The sequence below is a fragment of the Roseovarius sp. genome, from assembly GCF_030373445.1.
Taxonomy (GTDB): Bacteria; Pseudomonadota; Alphaproteobacteria; order Rhodobacterales; family Rhodobacteraceae; genus Roseovarius.
In genome coordinates this window covers 57164-72130 of record NZ_JAUCYU010000015.1, presented here as the reverse complement: position 1 = coordinate 72130, position 14967 = coordinate 57164, and the positions used below count along the sequence as shown (strand labels likewise).

Sequence of the window (14967 nt, the reverse complement as noted above, 5' to 3'; positions counted from 1 at the left end):
AGGTCAGACCCGCCGCGCAAACTCGTCGGCTTCACGCTCGGCCTCTTCACGGGCCCAGCCGTACCGTTCCTGCAGTTTGCCCACCAGCTGGCTGCGCTGGCCTTTCGCCTGGTCCAGCTCGTCATTGGTCAGCTCGCCCCAGCGCTCCTGGGCCTGGCCTTTGAGTTGCTTCCAGTTGCCTTCGATTTGATCCCAGTTCATGACATCCTCCATGGTGTCGATGGTTGCTGCGTGTCCAGTCCCAACGTGACCACCCGGGAAAGGTTCCGTCCTCGTCCGGCCGCGCCGCCCACGGGCGGCGGCTTTCGGCGCAGATCCCCTTCATCTGTCAGAAACCGTACAGAACTACCTGACTTTCAAGCGAAATTCCGCCGCCCGGGGCCTCACCATGTCAACACGAGCGCGCCGCCTGGCCCTTCGCCGTGCTGGTCGATCGTCACGTCCGTGTCATTGCCCCGCTGGATCACCGTGGCGCGCTTGTTGTTGCCCCGCTGACGGACGGTGGCCGAGTTGTTGTTCCCCGCCTGCACCACCGTTGCGCGGCTGCCCTGGGGGCGGGCATTGCCGAAGAGGGCGGCGCCGTTCCGCGTCCGCGCCTGGCCAAAGGCGTTCGCACCGCCCCCGGTCCAGCCGACATTCTCGCGCGACTGGCTGTGGGAGTATTGCCCGGTCGTAATGCCGACCACCCGGTCGCTCGGGTCGGCAGAGGCGATGCCGGCGCAAAGCGCGAGACCGGCGGCAAAGGGAAGCATGAAGCGGCGCATGGGAAAACTCCTGTCGGCGTGTTGTGGGATCACGTGTTGTGGGCTCAAAGGTCTTTGGTGTCGGCCGCGGGGCGACAGCGCAGGCGCTGGCCATCGACCGTCAGTTCGAGATCGGCGGTATAGGACTGGGCCGTGCCGCCCATCGTGGCCTCGCCAAGCGTCACGGTGCGGCCCGCCCCGACGGCGAATTCCCCGCCCTGGTCGATCTCCGCCTGCCCGCCGCCGCTCGACTGGCGGATGCTCAGCGCGTAGGTGCCCGAGACGTCCCGCTCGGCCGTGACCTTGCCGGAAATCTGCACCGTGTCGCCAAGGTCGCGGGTCACGACGGCGCATCTCAGGCCGTCGGCGCTGGCGCGTGCGGTTTCATGGGCCTCGCCCTGGCCGACGAAGGCGCCGAAGGCGGTTGCCGATCCGGCGGCCAGTATGACAAGGGCGGCTGTGGGTAGCTTGCGTTTCATCCTCTTGGTCCTTTCCCGGTTGGGCCGGGCACGCGCCGCCTTGGGCGCGCGCCCCGCCTTGTGCGTCAGTCCTGAACGATGACCGAAACGTTGCCCCGCCCCGTCTGGCGCGAGGTCGCGTGGTTGCCTTTGCCGGTCTGGATCACGCCGACGGCGTTGCAGTTGCCCGACTGGTCGACATCGGCCGTGTGGTTGCGCCCGAACTGGGCGACACCGGCAATGTTGCACCGGCCCGACTGGCTGGTGAGCGCGTTGTTGTAACGGCCCGACTGGCCGGTCACCGAGCGGTTGTTGCGCCCGATCTGCCCGGTCACGGCGTCATTCATGCGGCCCGACTGTTCGACCGAAACGCTGTTCCGACGCCCGTCCTGCGTGTGGATCGACAGGTTGCTGTTGCCGCGCTGGTACACGTTCAGGCGGTTATACGTGCCGCCCTGCGACGCGCCGATGCTGTGGTCGCGGCCGAACTGGCTGATCGACACGCGGTTGCTGTCCGCGAAGGAGGTCGACGCCGCGCCGAACCCGATCAGCAGCGCGAGAGCGGCGGTCTTGATGTGATATGCCTTGGTCATTGTCATTGTCCTTTCAGACGAAGCGTTCGTGTTTCTGGCGGGCCGGCGCTGTGCCGCGTCGACCACACGACAAACGATGGGGCCGGTGCCGCGAGACAGGCAATAACCGGGCCCGGACATGGGATAACCATGGCCTTGCTATCCGATAACAACGGCGAAAACGGCTTGTTTACAGGGGTTTGCCGAATGGTTCCCGATTTCGCGCATCGGCGGAAAAACGAACGCACCCCTTGCGGGCATCGCCGATGACACGCGCCTGGAGGCGGTTTATTCGAACTGTTCGCGGATCAGGCGCTCTTCCAGCCCGTGGCCGGGGTCGAAAAGGATTCGGTGCACGATGCTGGGCTCCGACCGGATCACCACCCAGACGACATTCTCGACCCACAGGCTGTCCGCATCGGCCATCACCGGCCGCTTCTTGGCATCCAGCACGTCGAATCGTACCTCCGCCGCCTTGGGCAGCAGCGCCCCCCGCCACCGCCGCGGCCGGAACGCCGCCACCGCCGTCAGCGCCAACACGTCCGACCCGATCGGCAGGATCGGCCCGTGCGCGGAATAGTTGTACGCGGTCGACCCCGCCGGCGTTGCCAGCAGCGCCCCGTCACAGACCAGCTCGGCCAGCCGCAGCCGCCCGTCGACGGTGATCTTCAGCTTCGCCGCCTGCGGCCCCGCCCGCAAAAGCGAGACCTCGTTGATCGCCAGCGCCTTGTGCAGCTTGCCATCCACCGTCTTGGCGGTCATCGACAGCGGGTTCAGCACCTCTTCCGCCGCTTCCGCCAGCCGCTCCATCAGGTCGCTCTCGCTGTATTCGTTCATCAGGAACCCGACCGTGCCCCGGTTCATCCCGTAAACCGGCGTGTCGAGGTTCTGGGTCCGGTGCAGCGTGCTCAGCATGAACCCGTCGCCCCCCAGGGCCACGATCACGTCGGCTTCGGCCTCCTCGGTCTGGCCGAACCGCTGGACAAGCGCGGCCCGCGCCGTCTGGGCCACGGCCACGTCGCTGGCGACAAAGGCGATCTTGAAGTCCTTGGCCATGAGCTTGGGTTTCCGATGCGCCTTTTTCTTGGCTCTTACGATACTTGTGTCTCCGGTGTTGCGCGGAATATGCCGGTACTGCAAGGGGTTTTGTCGCTTTACCATCTTTCAACCAAAGCCAGTTTCCGATAGGAAATCGCCGCAAAGGCAATCGGACGGAGTCATCACAATGCCGCACGACGGAAACCAGCCCTTTGAGGGCAAAGACTTTTTCACCCAGTCCCTCGCCGAGCGCGACCCCGAGATCGCCAAGGCCATAGAATCGGAGCTTGGCCGCCAGCGTGACGAGATCGAACTGATCGCCTCCGAGAACATCGTCTCGGCCGCCGTGATGGAGGCGCAGGGCTCCGTTCTCACCAACAAGTACGCCGAAGGCTACCCCGGCCGCCGCTACTATGGCGGGTGCCAGTATGTCGACGTCGCCGAGAATCTCGCCATCGAGCGCGCCAAGCAACTCTTCAACTGCGGCTTCGCCAACGTCCAGCCCAACTCCGGCTCGCAGGCCAACCAGGGCGTCAACCAGGCCCTGCTCCAGCCGGGCGACACCATCCTCGGCATGAACCTTGCCTCGGGCGGCCACCTCACCCACGGCGCCGCGCCCAACCAGTCGGGCAAGTGGTTCAACGCCGTGCAATACGGCGTCCGCCAGCAGGACAACCTGATCGACTACGACCAGGTCGAGGAACTGGCGAAAGAGCACAAGCCCAAGATGATCATCGCCGGCGGCTCGGCCATCCCGCGCGTGATCGACTTCGCCCGCTTCCGCGAGATCGCCGACATGGTCGGCGCCTACCTGCATGTCGACATGGCCCACTTCGCCGGCCTCGTCGCGGCAGGCGAGCATCCCTCGCCCTTCCCCCACGCCCACATCGCCACCACGACCACGCACAAAACCCTGCGCGGCCCCCGTGGCGGCATGATCCTCACCAATGACGAGGACATCGCCAAGAAGGTCAACTCGGCCATCTTCCCCGGCATCCAGGGCGGCCCGCTGATGCACGTGATCGCCGCCAAGGCCGTGGCCTTCGGCGAGGCGCTGCAGCCCGAGTTCAAGACCTACATCAAGCAGGTGCGCGCCAATGCCGACGCGCTGGCCGACCAGCTCATCAAGGGCGGTCTGGATATCGTCACCGGCGGCACCGACACCCACGTGATGCTCGTCGACCTGCGGCCCAAGAAGGTGACCGGCAACATCACCGACGCCGCGCTTGGCCGCGCCCATATCACCACCAACAAGAACGGCATCCCGTTCGACCCGGAAAAGCCCACCGTGACCAGCGGCATCCGCCTCGGCACCCCCGCCGGCACCACCCGCGGCTTCAAGGAGGCCGAGTTCCGCCAGATCGCCGACTGGATCGTCGAGGTGGTCGACGGGCTGGCCGCCAACGGACCCGACGATAACGGCTCGGTCGAGGCGAAGGTCAAAGGCGAAGTCATGGCCATGTGCCAGCGCTTCCCGCTCTACCCCAACCTCTGATCCGGGCCTGACCCACGGAAAAAGGGCCGCGGCGCTGGACATACCGGCGCCGCGGCCTTCTTATGTCGCCATGACGACGACCCGCCGGATAGAGCGCCATCTCGGCGACTGGATGCGCGCCCGCCTGCCCGGCTGGGCAGCGGAACTTGTCATGTTCCTGCTCAAGATGGGCTGGTCCGGCCTTTTCGGCCTGTCGCTTCTCGTGGCCATCATCGGCACCAAGCTGATCTGGTCCGACCTCATGCCGCTTCACCGCTATGATGTCCTTGTCATCATGGCCCTCGGCCTTCAGGCCCTCTTCCTCGCCCTGAAACTGGAAACCTGGGAAGAGGCCCGCGTCATCGCCCTCTTCCACCTCACCGGCACGGCGATGGAGTTCTTCAAGGTCCACGCCGGATCATGGAGCTACCCGGAACCCGGTTTCTTCAAGATCCTCGGCGTGCCGCTTTTCTCGGGCTTCATGTATGCCAGCGTCGGCAGCTTCATGGCCCGCACCATTCGCGTCTTCGACATGCGCTTCGCCCCCTACCCGCCCTACTGGATGACCATGCTGCTGGCCGTGGGCATCTACGTGAACTTCTTTGCCCACCACTTCCTGCCCGACATCCGGCTCATCCTCTTTGCCGCGACCGTCCTGCTCTTCCTGCGCACCCGCATCTGGTACCGCATCGGCGACAACCTCTACTGGATGCCCCTGCCGCTCGCGGCCTTCTTGTCGGCGATCTTCCTGTGGGTGGCCGAGAATATCGGCACGATGACCGGCACCTGGGTCTATTCCGGCCAGGCCCGGCTCGAACTCGTCAGCCTCGGCAAGCTCGGTTCCTGGTACCTTCTGCTTTACGTGGCCTTCGTCACGGTGACCCTCGTGGTCCGCCGCCCGCTTTCGCCCGTTCCGCTGGTCAGAGAGGACCTTGCCACCGCACCAGCGCCACGACCAGCCCGCCCAGAAGCAGCAGGTTGAACACCACCACCGCCAGCCATGTCATGACAGCGTTGCGCCGTGCCTCCGCCCGGTCGAACCGCTTGAGATGCCCTGTGATGCTGTCGAACGCCTGATCCGTCTCCACCGGGTCGGCCAGACGCGCAAGCTTGGGATGACCCATCAGCCGCTCAGCCCGCAGCAACGTCTCGCCCGCGCGCCGCTGCGCCTTGGGCAGCCGCCGGCCCGCCCGCGACAGCCGCGCCTTCAGGCTCTTGCCCCGCACGCCCAGCCGCTTCTGCAGCATCTCGCTCAGGCTCTCGGCCCGCTGGTGAAACTTCGCCGTGTCGATCATACCGACTTCCCTAGCGCACCCGGGCGACGCACTCAACAGGGCTGGCGATCCACGCGCGTCTGCGCTATCGCTCGCCCATGCTGAACGTCATCGAACACGGGGGCCCCACCGACAAGCCCGGCCTGCTGATCGCCCACGGGCTCTATGGCTCGGGGCGCAACTGGGGCGTGATCGCCAAGCGGCTCGCGGATGAACGCAAGGTCGTCGCCGTCGACATGCGCAACCACGGCCACAGCCCGTGGTTCGACACCCACACCTACCGCGACCTCGCCGCCGACCTGGCCGAGGTGATCGACCATTTCGACGGGCCCTTCGACCTGCTCGGCCACTCCATGGGCGGCAAGGCGGCGATGACGCTGGCGCTCACGCAGCCCGACCTCGTGAATCGCCTGATCGTGGCCGACATCGCGCCCGTCGCCTACGGCCACTCACAGGCGAAATACATCGACGCCATGAAAGCGGTCGACCTTTCCGGGATCGAGCGCCGCTCCGACGCGCAGGAGCTGCTGGCGCCCCATGTCGACGATCCGGCGCTGGTGCCCTTCTTCCTGCAATCGCTCGACGTGAAGAACCGCGAATGGCTTCTCAACCTCGACACGCTCGGCGCCGAGATGGACAGCATCATGACCTTCCCCGACCTCTCCGGCCCCTACGAAGGTGAAACCCTTTTCCTGACGGGCGCAGAGTCCGACTACGTCACCCACGACCACCGCGACACCATCAAGACCCTCTTCCCGAAGGCGCGCTTCGCCAAGATCCCCGGCGCGGGCCACTGGGTCCATGCCGAGAAACCGCGCGAATTCGAGGCCGCGGTCCGCACCTGGCTTGGCTGAGGATAACCACCGCCCACATTGCCTTTGTGCAAGCTTTCCGTTTGAACCTGCGCACGACACGCCCGCGCAACGCGCGCATCCTTCACACGGAATTCGCGTCACCTCACCATTCTTTATTGTCGGAAAAGATCGGGCGGCGGCGGGCTCCTCCTCCGCACCGCCGCCCTTTACCCTTCCTTAAGAAGGGGTGTGCCGCCCGGGTGTCCTAGATCATCAGGCGACACCAACACCGGACCGTCCCGCCGGCTCCCCGGCTGGTGCGGCAATCGGGCGATCGCGGGCATCCCCACGCCCGCCGCCCGTTCCGCTTGCGCGACGGCCCGCCCAGCACGGGCGCCGTCGGCAGATGCGAACTCATCGCAGGGATCGGCTTGGTGCGATCCGGTCTTGTCAGAAGGCAGTTTACCCAACGGAAGAGCAAACCGCCTTGATTTGAATCAATTGCGATGAAAAATTACTCGATCCCGAGGATTTCCATCGCCTTTCCAAGTTCTTCGACCGAGGCCGCATGATCACCGGCCTCGTGCAGTTCTTCCCCCTTGGCGCGCAGCTCCTTCACCTGGGCCAGGTCCTCTTCGCTCAGCTCCGCGCTGCTCGCTGCAAGGGCCGCATCGATCTTGGCCATATCCTGCGGGCAATGCGCAGCCATGACCGGCGCAGCGGCCAATATCACGGCGGCGGCAAGGGCATAGCGTGTCATGTCGATCTCCTCTCCGGCATGGGTGACGCTACGGTAACCTGATTCCCCGCGCCGCAATAGCGTCCACTCCGGCCTCCGCGGAAAGGCGCCGACCCAGGTTTTGCGGAAATGCCATGCCGTCAGGGGAAATACCGTAGGGCACTACCAGATGTAGTTGCCCGCCCCGCATCTCCAGTGTATGGGTGGCGTCACAGGTGCAACAGACGCGGTAGCATCCAAGACGGCGGGACCCGATTGCCATTGGCACGGGTCCCGTTTGCCCTTGAAGGGGCAAGAATTAGGATAGGCGTCAGGTGCTCAGACGCGGTCCTTGCATCGCGGTTCCGGTCGGATGACCTTTCCCGCACCCTGACGCCTTGCTGGTCGTCCTGCCCCGAAGGGCCTGTCGGCCAGTTTGCCTCGGGCCTCGCGACCGTCAGCGTGCCTCCGGCCTAGCGGCCTTCGGCTGCCACAGCGACCAACCCCTGGGGGTGTCACGGTCTGTCGTGGCCTGCTCAGAACCCTGGCATGATCACCGCGATCCGGACGGCTGCGAAGCAACCCGTCTCGCTGCGGCCATGCCATGAACCCTTGCGGAGGGGCCGTTAAACGCCGGGCTCGCGCCCGTTGTCTCGTCTCCCTTCGCGCCGGCTCCGGGGGGCCTTTGCGCACCGTCCGGTCTCTGCGATCCCGTCCGGTCATATAACTGTTACGCGGGGCCCCGAGTCGCGCAAGAAAATAGCACTGCAGCATGGAAAAAAGCTGTGGATCAAACGGTTGATAACCTTGCAGGAATCCTGTGGACAAGGCCGGAAAAGCGTTACGCCCGGCTGGCTTGCACGGGGATAAGTTGACGTTTGGTCAAACACCGTGCACCCGCCGGATTTTCTGCACCCGCGAACGCTTTTGCCCCTCAGGACAGCCCCCGCAAGCGTTTTGCCACCACCCACGACACCGGAAACGCCACGACGAATCCCGCCCCGGCGGCCACCAGGATCGCCCCGAGCGTGTCCTGCCCTGCGACAAGCGCGGCGATGACGGCGCTCCCGGCAAGGGTCGCCCCGATGAACAGGTGAAGGATCATGATCAGCCACATGGTATGTCTCCGTCTCAGGCGCGGTCCCGAGACGATCCATGACACGGGGCGCCAGATGACGCATTGACGAGGATCAAACCGCACATAGCGGCCTCCCGCGCCACGTTCGGGCCCTTCATGCGCACCCCAGGCGCCTCCACGCCGCCTTTCGGCAACTCCTTGCCGAAATGCAACCTCAGATTTTGCAATCCGCCGAAACCGCCACATATCGCAGGGTCAAGACAGCGAACGAGGCCCGACATGACCCGACTTCTCCTTGCCCTGCCCCTGATCGCCGCCCTCGCCGGCTGCGAGACGACGAAAGGTTTCGTCCAGGACGTCGAGGACGTGACCACCGCCGTGATCCGCTAAGCCACCGCCACCCCGAACAGAAAAGGAGCCCCCGATGACCCGTAAACTCTGGACCGCCCTTGCCCTCGCCTGCACCCTGCCCCTGCTGGCAAATTGCGCACCCCTCGTAGGGGCCGGCGCCGTCGTCGCCGCCGACAAGATCGCCGAGGAAGAGAACAACGACGAAGGCCTGTTCTAGGCTTGAAGGCTCAGGAAAACGGGCGCCAGCCGGCAAGTGCCGGCGTCACCCGTCCATCTTCAGCGCCGAGATGAACGCTTCCTGCGGGATTTCCACCTTCCCGAACTGGCGCATCTTCTTCTTCCCGGCCTTCTGCTTTTCCAGCAGCTTCTTCTTCCGGGTGATATCCCCACCATAACACTTCGCCGTCACGTCCTTGCGCAGCGCCGACAGCGTCTCGCGGGCAATCACCTTGCCGCCGATCGCCGCCTGGATCGGGATCTTGAACATGTGGCGCGGGATCAGGTCCTTGAGCTTCTCGCACATCGCCCGCCCGCGCATCTCCGCCCGGTCGCGGTGCACCATCATCGACAGCGCGTCGACCGGCTCGTCATTCACCAGGACCTGCATCTTCACGAGGTTGTCGGCGCGATATCCCTCGAGCTGGTAATCGAACGAGGCATAGCCTTTGGTCACCGATTTCAGCCGGTCGTAGAAGTCGAACACCACCTCGTTGAGCGGCAGGTCATAGACAGCCATCGCCCGGCCGCCCACGTAGGTCAGGTCAAGCTGGATGCCCCGTCGATCCTGGCACAGCTTCAGCACGTCGCCAAGGAACTCGTCCGGCACCAGGATCGTCGCCTTGATCCGCGGCTCCTCGACATGGTCCACATGGGTCATGTCGGGCATGTCGGCCGGGTTGTGCAGCTCGATCTGCGAGCCGTCCTTCATGTAGACATGGTAGATCACCGAGGGCGCGGTGGTGATCAGCTCGATATCGTACTCCCGCTCGATCCGGTCGCGCACCACTTCGAGGTGCAGCAGCCCCAGGAACCCGCAGCGGAAGCCAAAGCCAAGCGCGGCCGAGCTTTCCATCTCGTAGCTGAACGACGCATCGTTCAGCGCCAGCTTCTCGATCGCGTCCCGCAGATCCTCGAACTCGGCCGAATCCACCGGGAAGAGCCCACAGAACACCACCGGCACCGACGGGTTGAAGCCGGGCAGCGGCTTCTCGCAGCCCTTCTTCTCGGTCGTGATCGTGTCGCCGACCCGCGTGTCGCGCACCTGCTTGATCGACGCGGTGATGAACCCGATCTCGCCCGGGCCCAGCTCGTCGACCACGGTCATCGCCGGGCGGAACACGCCGATCCGCTCCACGTTATAGACCGCGCCGGTCTGCATCATCTTGATCCGGTCGCCCTTCTTCATGACGCCGTCCATGATCCGCACCAGCACCACCACGCCAAGGTAAAGGTCGTACTTGCTGTCCACCAGCATCGCCTTGAGCGGCGCGTCGCGGTCACCCTTGGGCGGCGGCAGATCGCGGATGATCGCCTCCAGCACCTCGCGGATGCCCTGCCCGGTCTTGGCCGACACCGGGATGGCGCCCGAGGCGTCTATCCCGATCACGTCCTCGATCTGCTCGGCCACCCGGTCGATATCGCTCGCGGGCAGGTCGATCTTGTTCAGCACCGGGATCAGCTCGTGATCGGCGTCGATCGCCTGGTAGACGTTGGCCAGCGTCTGCGCCTCGACCCCTTGCGTGCTGTCCACCACCAGAAGCGAGCCTTCGACCGCGCGCATGCTCCGCGATACCTCGTAAGCAAAGTCCACGTGGCCGGGCGTGTCGATCAGGTTCAGCACGTATTGCTCGCCATCATCGGCGGTATAATCGATGCGCACCGTGTTGGCCTTGATGGTGATTCCGCGCTCCCGCTCGATATCCATCGAGTCGAGCAACTGCTCCTTCATGTCGCGTTCGGCCACCGTGTCCGTCATCTGGATCAGGCGGTCGGCCAGCGTGGATTTCCCGTGGTCGATATGCGCCACGATAGAGAAATTGCGGATGTGAGAGAGCGGTGTCATGACGTTGGGATATGAGGCGGATTGCGCTTAGGGTCAAGGTGGGTTGAGCGGCGCGCGGCCCACCGGATGACGATTATGCGCCCCCCGCCGCCACCGCCCATGGACCGCCCGCCGCCCCGCCCTACCTCCTTGCCGAAAGGAGACCCCCATGCACGCCATCTGGCTCTATCTCGTCACCGCCGTGATCTTCTTCGGGCTCGATTTCCTCGGCCTGCGTTACCTCGTGAAACCGGTCTTCGAGCGCCACGCGGGCGAGCTTCTGGCCGACAGCGTGCGAATGGGCCCCGCCTTCGCCTTCTATGCCGCCTACGTGGCGGGGCTCGTCTACCTCGTCTCGCTCCCCGCCCTGCGCGCGGGCCAGCCCTCGATGGCGCTTCTCAACGGCGCGGTCGTGGGCGCTCTGGCCTACGGCACCTACGAATTCACCAATTTCGCCACGCTCAAACACTGGTCCTGGCAGATGGTCGCGACCGACCTCGCCTGGGGCACGGCCCTGACGGCCGTCTCGGCGTGGCTGGGCGTTGTGGCGGTCAGCCGCCTGTCGTGAATTTCGCCCGGGGGATTCCCGGGCCGCCCTGTGCTATACTTGCGGGAAAAACCGCCAGGGAGGCTGCCATGTCCGACACGAAAGCCGTTCACGCCCGGATCGAAGGCCGGGTTCAGGGGGTCTCGTTCCGCGCCTGGACGCAGATCGAGGCCAAGGTGCGGGGGCTGACCGGCTGGGTCAGGAACGAATCCGACGGTGCGGTCACAACGCTGATGGCCGGCCCGGTCAGCTCGGTCGACGAGATGCTTCGGGAGTTGAACCACGGCCCGCCCGCCGCGGTCGTGCGCTCGGTCGACGTGAGCGAGGCCGACTGGCCCGGCCAGAACGGGTTCGAGATCCTGCGCTGAGGCGGGCTCGCCCCCACTACCCCTGCGGCAACGCATTCCGCCGGATCATCGTCCGCAGGGCAAAGCTCGACCGCATCGACCGGATGTTCTCGGTCTGCATCAAGCCATCCTCGAGAAACCTGTCGAACGCCGCAAGGTCGGCCGCCACCACCCGGATCAGCACATCGCGCGTGCCGGTCATCAGGTAGCATTCCATCACCTCCTCGAACCGCCGCAGGTCGCGTTCGAAGGCGGTGATCGCCGCGCGCGTCTGTTTCTCCAGCTCCACGAAGATGAAGATGTTCAGCGGCAGCCCCAGACTCTCCTGGTCCACCCGCGCGGAATAGCCGGTGATGATCCCATCCTTCTCCAGCCGCGCGATCCGCCGCGCCAGCGGGGTGGGCGACAGGCCGATCCGCTCGGACAGGTCGGCCAGCTTCTGACGCCCGTCCCGTTGCAGCGCAGCGATGATCTGGCGATCGGTCTTGTCCATTTCCTCCACCACTCCCGGCTTTACTGGTGATTTCCACCAATCCTACACCATATCAAGCCGATCTTTGCTGATTTTTTGCACCCGGCTTCGGCTATGCCTACCTCTGTTACAGGAGGGGAAACACCATGCTGACACGCCTTTCGTCCAACACCCACGAGGAAGTCTACCGCGTCGAGGACCCGGCCAGCGGGCTCCGCGGCTTCATCGCACTGCACTCCACCACACGTGGCCCGGCAGCGGGCGGGCTGCGGATGCGGGTCTATGACAGCGACGAGGCAGCGCTCGAGGACGTGCTCAACCTCTCCCGCGGCATGAGCTACAAGAACGCCGCCGCCGACCTGCCGCTGGGCGGCGGCAAGGCGGTGATCATGGGCGATCCGGTCAAGGAAAAGTCCCCGCAACTCCTGCGCGCCATGGGCCGCGCGGTCGAACTGCTCGAGGGCCGCTACTGGACAGCCGAAGACATGGGTATGACCCCCGAGGACATGGCAATCATGGCCGGCGTCACCCGCTTCGTCGCGGGCCGCGACGACGGCGCCCATGCCAGCGGCGACCCCTCCCCGGTTACGGCCCAAGGCGTGCTTGGCGCCATGAAAGTCGGCGCCGCCCGCGTCTTCGGCAGCCGCGACCTGACCGGCAAGACCGTTGCGGTTCAGGGCCTCGGCCATGTCGGCTGGCATCTCTGCCGCCTGCTGCACGACGAAGGCGCGAAGCTCGTCGTCGCCGACATGAATCCCGCCCGCACCGCAACCACGGCCCGCGATTTCAACACCGCCGTCGGTGACCCGCACACCATCCACGCGGCCGAGGCCGACATCTTCGCTCCCTGCGCCATCGGCGGCATCCTCAACGCCGAAACCATCCCGCAAATTCAGGCGAAACTCGTCGCTGGCGCCGCCAACAACCAGCTTGCCACCGACGCCGATGCCGACCTCCTGCACACCCGCGGCATCCTCTACCTGCCCGATTACGTCGCCAATGGCGGCGGCATCATCAACGTGGCCGCCGAGATCCTGCATATCGAGGATCCCGCCCCCTGGGTCGCCGACAAGCTCAAGGCCATCGAAACCACCATGGAGCGCATCCTCGCCCGCGCCGAGGGCGAGAACGCCAGCCCCGCCCACCTCGCCGACCGCATCGTCGAGGACCGGATGCTGGCCCGGGCCGGCTGACGACGCTTGCCCGGCGGCCGCACAGGGCGTACCCTTCGTCCAACCCGATGAAGGAGGCCCAGATGCGCCCGTTCCGCCTGATTGTTCCCCTCGCGCTTGCGCTCGCCTGCACCGCCGCCGCGGCGGGCACCACGGTCAAGCTCGGCCCCTCGCCGGTGCTGGGCGGCGGCGAATATTCCACCGGGGGCGGCGTCACCGTCGCGGTCGAGCTGCGCAACTGGTCAGGCAAGACCGGCCTCTGCGGCGTCTGGGCCGAAAGCGAGCGGCTCACCGCCTATGTCCGCCACAAGGGCGACAGGGTGCTCCAGAAGGGCTCCATTGCCCTGGGCAACGAGGTGCTCACCTACAACCTCAACTTCCTCCGGCAGGTCGCCCCCAGCCAAAGCTACGCCGGCGCACCCGCCGGCTGTGTCCGCCTCTCGCGCGACTGGCGCGCCGGTGATGCGGACCGGCAGCTCGAGGTCAGGATCCCCCGGCAGGACCTGCAACTCGACAGCAATGGCACAAGGGGCGGCGGCCTGCGCGTGACATTCCGCGACACCGGCCACGCCAACCCGGCCCTGACCTCCGGCTCGCTCCTGCCCAAGAAATGGACAAGTTTCGGCTCGTGGAGTGGCAAGATCGAATAGAAAGCCCGCTTTCGCCCTGGCCGGCCCACATCTTGCCGATTGTAAATCCTGCCCGTTTGAGCGATGATCGGGCAAATCGATCCGCACCTTTCTGACCGGGGGCCCAACCCCGGCAGGTTTGGCGGACTGGCAGATACGGGCAACGGTGATGAAGCGGGTAACACTTCTCGGACTGGCGGTATTTCTTGCAGGCTGCGGCGGCAGCGGGCCGCGCGACGCCGATCGCGTGGTTGTCATGCGTTCGGCCCCGGTCGCCTTCGGGCCAATCAGCAAGGCCTGCCTGCAATCCGGCCGCGACGGCCGCACGCGCGAACTGTGCGGCTGCATCCAGGCGGCGGCGGACAAGACGCTCACCTCCTCGCAACAGCGGCGCGCGGTCAGCTTCTACTCCGACCCGCACCGCGCCCAGGAAATCCGGCAGTCCAAGCGCTCCGCCGACGAGGAATTCTGGGATGCCTATGTCCGGTACGGCAAGCTCGCCGAGCAGCTGTGCACCTGATAAGGCAGGCAAGACGGAGGCAGGCGGCATGAGCGGTTTTTTCGATTTCCTCAAATCCCTGCCGCCCTACGACGACAACGCCACCACCGTCCACCGGCTCGACCAGCGCCACCGCCTGATCATCGACCCGTTCCAGCCCCAGATCGCGGGCGCCCGCGTGCTCGACCTGGCTGCCCATGACGGGCGATGGTCCTACGCGCTGGCCCATGCCGGCGCGGAGGAGGTTATCGGCGTCGAGGCCCGCGCCGACCTCGTCGCCCGTTTCGACAAGTTCCCCGACACCCCCTTCAAGCCGCGCGTCACGCTTCATTGCAACGACCTCTTCACCGAGATCGAGGCGCGCATCGCGGCCGGCGAAAGCTTCGACGTCATCGCCGTCTACGGCATCTTCTACCACATCATGGATCATTTCCGCCTGCTCTCGCTCCTGCGCCGGCTGGGCCCGCAACTCATCATCATCGACAGCGAGTTCATCAAGGTCGACAACGCCATGGTGCAGGTGCTCAAGGAGGAGGTCTCCAACCCGCTCAACGCGGTCACGGATATCGAAGGCCAGACCCATACCGTGGTGGGCGTGCCCAGCCGCCGCGCGACCGAGTTCATGGCCGAGGCACTGGGGATGGACCTGACCTGGGTCGACCACGCGCTCCTGCTGGGCGACGACCGCACCGGCATGAAGGATTACTTCCGCGAGGGCCGAAAGGTCCGCCTGACCTGCGCGCTCACCCCGGCCTGAGCT

20 protein-coding genes are annotated in these 14967 nt (G+C 65.7%); 10 read left to right on the top strand and 10 right to left on the bottom strand.

Annotated features, from left to right (window positions below):
- Window positions 1-3: 3 nt before the first annotated feature.
- The 5 genes from QUV18_RS22000 to QUV18_RS21980 all read right to left on the bottom strand — a co-directional run bounded on the left by QUV18_RS22000 (window position 4) and on the right by QUV18_RS21980 (window position 2829).
- On the bottom strand, window positions 4-201 hold the full coding sequence (locus QUV18_RS22000) for a CsbD family protein (protein ID WP_300896311.1): 198 nt from the start codon (window positions 199-201) through the stop codon (window positions 4-6).
- A 182-nt stretch (window positions 202-383) separates the two neighbouring features.
- Window positions 384-764 (bottom strand): curlin repeat-containing protein, encoded by a 381-nt coding sequence (locus tag QUV18_RS21995; protein ID WP_300896310.1) that lies wholly within the window; start codon window positions 762-764, stop codon window positions 384-386.
- Between the two features lie 44 nt (window positions 765-808).
- Complete coding sequence (gene csgH, locus QUV18_RS21990; RefSeq protein WP_300896309.1) at window positions 809-1222, bottom strand: curli-like amyloid fiber formation chaperone CsgH; 414 nt, start codon at window positions 1220-1222, stop codon at window positions 809-811.
- Window positions 1223-1287: 65 nt separating this feature from the next.
- On the bottom strand, window positions 1288-1794 hold the full coding sequence (locus QUV18_RS21985) for a hypothetical protein (RefSeq protein WP_300896308.1): 507 nt from the start codon (window positions 1792-1794) through the stop codon (window positions 1288-1290).
- 267 nt (window positions 1795-2061) lie between these two features.
- Window positions 2062-2829: an NAD kinase gene (locus QUV18_RS21980; RefSeq protein WP_300896307.1), complete on the bottom strand. Its 768-nt coding sequence runs from the start codon at window positions 2827-2829 to the stop codon at window positions 2062-2064.
- A 169-nt stretch (window positions 2830-2998) separates the two neighbouring features.
- Between QUV18_RS21980 and glyA the strand changes: the two genes are divergently transcribed.
- Both glyA and QUV18_RS21970 read left to right on the top strand, forming a co-directional pair.
- The gene (glyA, locus tag QUV18_RS21975) at window positions 2999-4306 is read left to right on the top strand and encodes a serine hydroxymethyltransferase (RefSeq protein WP_300896306.1); all 1308 of its coding nucleotides are present in this window, start codon (window positions 2999-3001) and stop codon (window positions 4304-4306) included.
- A 70-nt stretch (window positions 4307-4376) separates the two neighbouring features.
- Complete coding sequence (locus tag QUV18_RS21970; protein WP_300896305.1) at window positions 4377-5267, top strand: DUF817 domain-containing protein; 891 nt, start codon at window positions 4377-4379, stop codon at window positions 5265-5267.
- Here the strand turns inward: QUV18_RS21970 and QUV18_RS21965 are convergent.
- Entirely contained in the window at window positions 5206-5580 is a 375-nt protein-coding gene (locus QUV18_RS21965) for a hypothetical protein (RefSeq protein ID WP_300896304.1), read from the bottom strand. The genes QUV18_RS21970 and QUV18_RS21965 overlap by 62 nt on opposite strands.
- Window positions 5581-5657: 77 nt before the next feature.
- Here QUV18_RS21965 and QUV18_RS21960 point away from each other — a divergent pair, with 77 nt between their 5' ends.
- Window positions 5658-6413: an alpha/beta fold hydrolase gene (locus QUV18_RS21960; RefSeq protein WP_300896303.1), complete on the top strand. Its 756-nt coding sequence runs from the start codon at window positions 5658-5660 to the stop codon at window positions 6411-6413.
- Window positions 6414-6867: 454 nt separating this feature from the next.
- Here QUV18_RS21960 and QUV18_RS21955 read toward each other — a convergent pair whose 3' ends face one another.
- The gene (locus QUV18_RS21955) at window positions 6868-7113 is read right to left on the bottom strand and encodes a hypothetical protein (RefSeq protein WP_300896302.1); all 246 of its coding nucleotides are present in this window, start codon (window positions 7111-7113) and stop codon (window positions 6868-6870) included.
- 892 nt (window positions 7114-8005) lie between these two features.
- Window positions 8006-8188 carry a CTP synthetase gene (locus QUV18_RS21950; RefSeq protein ID WP_300896301.1) on the bottom strand — a complete coding sequence of 61 codons (183 nt, stop codon included), beginning with the start codon at window positions 8186-8188 and terminating at the stop codon, window positions 8006-8008.
- Between the two features lie 385 nt (window positions 8189-8573).
- Between QUV18_RS21950 and QUV18_RS21945 the strand changes: the two genes are divergently transcribed.
- The gene (locus QUV18_RS21945) at window positions 8574-8717 is read left to right on the top strand and encodes a hypothetical protein (RefSeq protein ID WP_300896300.1); all 144 of its coding nucleotides are present in this window, start codon (window positions 8574-8576) and stop codon (window positions 8715-8717) included.
- Between the two features lie 45 nt (window positions 8718-8762).
- On the opposite strand, the gene lepA is transcribed toward QUV18_RS21945, so the two are convergent.
- Entirely contained in the window at window positions 8763-10562 is a 1800-nt protein-coding gene (lepA, locus tag QUV18_RS21940) for a translation elongation factor 4 (RefSeq protein WP_300896299.1), read from the bottom strand.
- Between the two features lie 148 nt (window positions 10563-10710).
- On the opposite strand from lepA, the gene QUV18_RS21935 reads away from it, so the two are divergent.
- Together QUV18_RS21935 and QUV18_RS21930 are read left to right on the top strand one after the other, a co-directional pair.
- Window positions 10711-11109, top strand: a complete 399-nt coding sequence (locus QUV18_RS21935) for a DUF2177 family protein (protein WP_300896298.1) — start codon at window positions 10711-10713, stop codon at window positions 11107-11109.
- 68 nt (window positions 11110-11177) lie between these two features.
- Window positions 11178-11456 (top strand): acylphosphatase, encoded by a 279-nt coding sequence (locus QUV18_RS21930; protein ID WP_300896297.1) that lies wholly within the window; start codon window positions 11178-11180, stop codon window positions 11454-11456.
- Between the two features lie 16 nt (window positions 11457-11472).
- Here QUV18_RS21930 and QUV18_RS21925 read toward each other — a convergent pair whose 3' ends face one another.
- On the bottom strand, window positions 11473-11928 hold the full coding sequence (locus QUV18_RS21925) for an Lrp/AsnC family transcriptional regulator (protein WP_300896296.1): 456 nt from the start codon (window positions 11926-11928) through the stop codon (window positions 11473-11475).
- Window positions 11929-12053: 125 nt separating this feature from the next.
- On the opposite strand from QUV18_RS21925, the gene QUV18_RS21920 reads away from it, so the two are divergent.
- The 4 genes from QUV18_RS21920 to QUV18_RS21905 all read left to right on the top strand — a co-directional run bounded on the left by QUV18_RS21920 (window position 12054) and on the right by QUV18_RS21905 (window position 14964).
- Entirely contained in the window at window positions 12054-13100 is a 1047-nt protein-coding gene (locus tag QUV18_RS21920; RefSeq protein WP_300896295.1) for a Glu/Leu/Phe/Val dehydrogenase dimerization domain-containing protein, read from the top strand.
- A gap of 62 nt (window positions 13101-13162) precedes the next feature.
- Window positions 13163-13729, top strand: a complete 567-nt coding sequence (locus tag QUV18_RS21915; RefSeq protein WP_300896294.1) for a hypothetical protein — start codon at window positions 13163-13165, stop codon at window positions 13727-13729.
- 148 nt (window positions 13730-13877) lie between these two features.
- A complete protein-coding gene (locus QUV18_RS21910; RefSeq protein ID WP_300896293.1) occupies window positions 13878-14228 on the top strand; it encodes a hypothetical protein in 351 nt (116 codons plus the stop codon).
- 28 nt (window positions 14229-14256) lie between these two features.
- Window positions 14257-14964 carry a class I SAM-dependent methyltransferase gene (locus tag QUV18_RS21905; protein ID WP_300896292.1) on the top strand — a complete coding sequence of 236 codons (708 nt, stop codon included), beginning with the start codon at window positions 14257-14259 and terminating at the stop codon, window positions 14962-14964.
- Window positions 14965-14967 lie beyond the last annotated feature (3 nt).